Annotated in this window: 1 pseudogene; it reads left to right on the top strand. The window is 54.2% G+C overall.

Going from position 1 to position 395, the window contains the following annotated elements:
* Positions 1-395: pseudogene (locus QTN94_RS20550) on the top strand (FimV/HubP family polar landmark protein); the annotation flags it as partial.

The following is a 395-nucleotide window of genomic DNA, read 5'->3' as shown; positions in this document are numbered from 1 at the left end:
CCAGAGTTTGGTGAGGAAGAGGCATTGGCTGATGTGGCAGAAGCCCCAGCACTCGAACCTGAAGCGCTTGTTGCTGAGTCTGTTGAAGAGCCGTCGCTGGAAGAGCCAGCCATGGCGTTCGATGAGCTTGAGCTGCCGGAATACAGTGAAGAAGACGCATTAGCGGATGCAGAGCTTGAACCTGCACAAGAGCTTGCAGAGCCTCAAGCAGAAGATGAAACGTTCGAGTTGGATGACCTAGATTTACCAGAGTTTGGTGAGGAAGAGGCATTGGCTGATGTGGCAGAAGCCCCAGCACTCGAACCTGAAGCGCTTGTTGCTGAGTCTGTTGAAGAGCCGTCGCTGGAAGAGCCAGCCATGGCGTTCGATGAGCTTGAGCTGCCGGAATACAGTGA

This window comes from Vibrio sp. M250220 (assembly GCF_036533795.1).
GTDB lineage: Bacteria > Pseudomonadota > Gammaproteobacteria > Enterobacterales > Vibrionaceae > Vibrio.
The sequence above is the reverse complement of the archived record's forward strand: the minus strand, read 5'-3'. Positions and strand labels throughout refer to the sequence as shown.